6 protein-coding genes are annotated in these 4391 nt (G+C 65.4%); all 6 read right to left on the bottom strand.

Annotated elements, in window-relative coordinates:
- A partial coding sequence (locus tag BH719_RS06335) for a winged helix-turn-helix domain-containing protein (RefSeq protein WP_009743982.1) occupies positions 1-832 on the bottom strand: 832 nt, incomplete at its 3' end.
- Positions 833-1136: 304 nt separating this feature from the next.
- The gene (locus BH719_RS09680; protein WP_009743981.1) at positions 1137-1277 is read right to left on the bottom strand and encodes a hypothetical protein; all 141 of its coding nucleotides are present in this window, start codon (positions 1275-1277) and stop codon (positions 1137-1139) included.
- Positions 1278-1314: 37 nt separating this feature from the next.
- Positions 1315-1839 carry a DUF6301 family protein gene (locus BH719_RS09125; RefSeq protein ID WP_009743980.1) on the bottom strand — a complete coding sequence of 175 codons (525 nt, stop codon included), beginning with the start codon at positions 1837-1839 and terminating at the stop codon, positions 1315-1317.
- A 43-nt stretch (positions 1840-1882) separates the two neighbouring features.
- Positions 1883-2410: a DUF6301 family protein gene (locus BH719_RS06325; RefSeq protein ID WP_009743979.1), complete on the bottom strand. Its 528-nt coding sequence runs from the start codon at positions 2408-2410 to the stop codon at positions 1883-1885.
- On the bottom strand, positions 2407-4143 hold the full coding sequence (locus tag BH719_RS06320) for a hypothetical protein (protein WP_009743978.1): 1737 nt from the start codon (positions 4141-4143) through the stop codon (positions 2407-2409). Before BH719_RS06320 ends, BH719_RS06325 begins: the two co-directional genes overlap by 4 nt.
- The coding region (locus BH719_RS06315; RefSeq protein WP_009743977.1) for a hypothetical protein at positions 4140-4391 on the bottom strand (252 nt) is incomplete at its 5' end. The genes BH719_RS06320 and BH719_RS06315, both read right to left, overlap by 4 nt.

Raw genomic sequence — 4391 nt, 5'->3', positions numbered from 1 at the left:
GCGCCGTCGGCCAGCCGGGGTGCGGCGCCGGGCGCAGGCGGGGCGGCAGGGGGGAGCGGGCGAGTGCGGCGAGCACCCGCTCGGGGTGCGCCTGGCCGGGCAAGACCGCTTCCGTCAGATCCGCCAGCCCACGCGATCCAATGGGGGCGGGCCCCTCCTCGGTCGTGAGGGAGAGGGTGATCCTGGGGCCGAGGGCGATGTGCGCCCACGAGCGCGCGTTGTCGAGGTGCGCGGCGACGAGTTCCCGCGCGGAGCACGCCTGGGCGGACTCCTCGACAACGGGGACTTTGAAGCGCGTGATGAGCGCTTGGCGGAGGCTGATGGACGCCTCGTCGAAGCCCGTCGAGTACAGGACCGTCACGTCCGGGGCGATGGCCTGGTCGTCGAAGAGCAGGCCGATGCCCGCGAGCCCGCCGGGCGTCGGGGAGCAGTGCGCGAAGGCGGACACGCAGTCGCCGATCGCTTGGAGGAGCCGGTCGCCCGAGCCCGGTTTGATGGGGACTTCCAGGGTACGCGCGCCGAGGCGCCCCAGGCCCATGTCGTGGAAGGACACGGTGGTGCGCTGGCGCTGGATCTCGGCGATGGCCATCACGCCGCAGGCGGGGTTGATGCCGAGGAGGCGGCGGCCCCGCCCCCCGGTCGACTCCGTGTCGCCGGTGTCGTGGACGAGTCCCTCGGCGAGCAGGTCCGACATGATGGTCGAGACCGTGGAGGGGGACAGGCCGGTGCGCTCGGCGATCTCCGCGCGCGACAGGGGCGCGCCCTCGGCGAGCAGGCCGAGGACGAGGCGCCTGTTCGTCTTGCGGAGGGAGTGGAGGTCTTTCTTGCGCATCGGTGCGGGCTTTCTTGGTGTGCCGGGGCGGGCGGGGCGCACGGGCCGTCGGTGGCCGTGGCACGCCGGGCACTCAGGCCGACGACGGCCGTAGTGCTGGACGCTGGTGCGGAACCGCTTTTTCCGGAATCCGAATTAAGGTGTGATCAAGGTAGCACCATGTGCGCGGCCGGGCAAGCGGAGGGCCACGGCTGGCCGTGTGGTCTTCCGGCAAAGCGCGGGAACCGGCGGGGCGCGGACAGGGGCGCGGGGTAGTAGGCAGGGCGAGGCGCGAGGCACGGGTCGGGGCCGTGAGTCGCTGGCGTCAACGGTGGAGTCTGGCGGGGCCGCCACTGTCCGCAGAGCCGGTGTGGATGTTGATGCCGTCGTGGACGCTCATAGGCCAGGGGTGGTGGGCCCACGCTTTCATGATCTGGGGGGTGACGGCTTCGAACTCGGCGGTCATGGCGCGCGGGGCTGCATCCCTCCTGGGCTGGCATGTGTTAGAAGTAGTCGGCGCCGATCTCCTCACCGTTGGCCTTGGCTTCGAGCTCATCAAGAAGGTGCTTGGTTTGCTGAGGGGACTCGACTATTAGGTTTATGAATGCTTCGTTTCCTCCGATCATGACGGCTATTGATCCGTTGACGATCCAACGTGTTGAAAAATCAGTACCGTTATCCTTTTCTGTAATCGGTGCTCCAAGTGTGCGCGTATAGGCATCGATGTAATCTTGGAATGCTAAGCGCGATTTTGGCAGTGAGTTCGCCCAATCGTTCTTTGGTACGCAGTTCGATAAGCGCATCCGAACCCCGTCTATGGTGTTCTCGTCTCCATAGTAGAATGAGTCGGTCTCAGTCGGAGAGGAATCCGACGTGAAGAATTGAGACTTATCCGGGTCGCCTTTGAATCCGAGGCTGGTGTAGATGCGGGTGCCCTCGTCGAAGGTGATGGGCCAGGGGTGGTAGGCCCACGCTTTCATGATCTGGACAGCGCGTTGGGGGGTGACGGCAGTGAAACCGGTGGTCATGGTTGTGGGGCTGGCTCCGTTCTCGGTGCGGGTGGGTCCGGGGTTAGAAGTAGTCGGCGCCGATCTCCTCACCATTGGCCTCAGCCTCGAGCTCTTCGATATGATATTTCGCTTGCGTGGGAGATTCGAGTGTGATTGAAATGAGGGACATGTTTCCGCCGAGTCTGACACCAACACCGTTATGTAGAAACCACTGCGTTGAAAATCTTGTATTTGTGTCTTTGGAACTGTAGGGTGTGGGTAATGTGCGCAAGAACTCTTTTCTAATTGAATGGTAATGAGTGCGAGTACCCTCATGCAAAGTGGTCTTGCTGTCATCTGATGACATCCTGTTTGAAATCTGTAGACGAACCCCATCAATCATGTTGTCTTTTCCGTGAAATAGCGAGTCAGGTTTTGTGGGTGACATGTCGGAGGTGAAGTAGCGCGGTTGTGCGGGGTCGCCAACGAATCCGAGGCTGGTGTAGATCCGGATGCCCTCGTCGAAGGTGATGGGCCAGGGGTGGTAGGCCCATGCTTTCATGATCTCGACGGCGCGCTGGGGGCTGACGGCTTTGAACTCGGCGGTCATGGTGTGGTTCCGTTCGTTGTGGGTGGGGGGTTGAGTTCAGTGTCGAGTGCTCTGATGGTTTCCGGCTCCAGGGTGAAGGCCTCGGTGGTGCGCTCGATCAGGGACAGGTCGGCGGTGGGTGTCTTGCACACGACGTTGTTGAGCGTGACCTGCCCGCTCTTGATCCGCTCCCACAAGTCGGGGTTGTCGCGCAGCAGCTGGAGGAAGTTCTTGTCCTGGCGGGCGATGTGGTTCAAATACGCCCCCGTCCCCTGCTCCAACACCTCCCCCTTGCTCCCATCGGGCAGGATGTTGCGGGCATGGCCCATCTTCGGATGCAGGCCGCCCTTGGCCTCGACGAAATCGATACTCTCCACCCGCTCGTCCACCGCCAGCAGGTCGAAGCTCCTGTTCCCGCCCCCGACACCGCCGATGCCGGGGATCACAGTGCGAGGCGGCTCGCCCGTGTTCTCCCTGAACTCCGCCCCCAACTCCTCACTCGCCGCCTTCTCAGCACGCCTGGCTTCCGTCAAAGCGCTACCGTCAGTGAGGACTTGATCGATTTCGTCGATGGTCGCCCCTTGATCTGCAATGTCATCGGCCAGTGTTGCGTAGTTGTCTTTGTTGACTTTGAGGCGTCCGTTCTTACCTATGTAGTCCTCTTCGAGTCCGTACTTTTTGATGAGGTCCTTGAATTTGTTCTCGAGGGCGACTTTGGTGTCATGGGCGGTGCGGCCGGCGGCGACGAGCTCTTGGGCGCGGGCGGTGGCGCCGTCTTCGTCCCAGTGGGGTTTGGAGCCGTGGGTGATGCGCTCGAACAACTCGCGCGCCTTGCGGCGCCCGTCCTTGAAGAACTCCACAATCCCCAGCACGGCCCTCTTGCCCCGCGACAGCAGGGACCGCAGCAACTCCAGCAGGCCCCGCGCACTGGACAACTGCTTGGCCAAGGACCGCGCGGACTTGAGCACCCCGGTGATGTGGGCCGCCATCTGCGTGGCTTTGGCGCCCACTTTGACTTGGACTTGGGCGATGATGAGGGGGATGGCCAGGCCGAAGGTGGCGATGGCCTCGATGATGGCCGAGGCCAGGGTGCCCACGATCGCCGATATGGCGTCGCGCAGCAGGTCGTGGACCAGTCCGACGACTTCGGCCAGGACGCTGGTGGCTTTGCCCATGGCGTCGGCCGCCCCCGATGCGGTGCGCAGGGCGCTGATCGTGTCGGCATTGGAGGCGCGGTACCCCCTGGCGGTGGCGCCCACCTGCTCCCCCATCAGGCCCCGCTCGTCCTGCTCCAGGCTATCGGCGCACTCGCCCATGGCCCAGGCGACGTTGGACCACGTGGCCGCGTCGGCGCGCACACTGTCCGCATCGCCCAGGAACTGGTCCATCCACGACTTCAGGGGCCCGAAGTGGTCGATCAACCACCCCGCCCCCCACGCGATCAGCGTGCCCAGAGGGTCGACGCCCACACCCACCGCGTCGGCCACCAATGACACCGACGACAGCCCGGTCTCCAACCACGACCCCTCCGACAACCCGTGGGCGAGGCCCCAGATGTCCTCGACCACGCCCGACCCCGACACCGCCGACCGCGACTCCTCCCGCCCAGCCACCAGGGGATTCAACGAAGACGACGACGAGGAGGGGGAGGCGCTGCCGTGGAGGGCGTCGGAAGCCCCCGCGCCCGTGTCCGCGCCTGTGCTGGGGCGGGTGTCCAGGGCCTCGGCGCCGCTCACAGCCCCTCCCGTGCTCATAGTTGCTCCCCGATGCGCTTCAGGTCGTCGCCGATGGAGTCCTCGGTGGCCTGCATGAGGGCGGCGGCTTCTTCGAGGTGGTCGGCGGTCGCGGCGGCCTTGTCGGCCGCGGCCTCCAAGCACACCCGGGCCGCGAGCCGTCCGGCCGCCAGGAGGGGCCCCACCAGTGGGCCGATGAGGATCCCCAGGCCCCCACTCGCGCCCCCGCCCGTCGCGTCAGCGGCCCCCAGGGCGCACCTGGCCCCGTC

Source organism: Pauljensenia hongkongensis (assembly GCF_001746855.1).
In the GTDB taxonomy this organism is placed as follows: domain Bacteria; phylum Actinomycetota; class Actinomycetes; order Actinomycetales; family Actinomycetaceae; genus Pauljensenia; species Pauljensenia hongkongensis.
The sequence above is the reverse complement of the archived record's forward strand: the minus strand, read 5'-3'. Positions and strand labels throughout refer to the sequence as shown.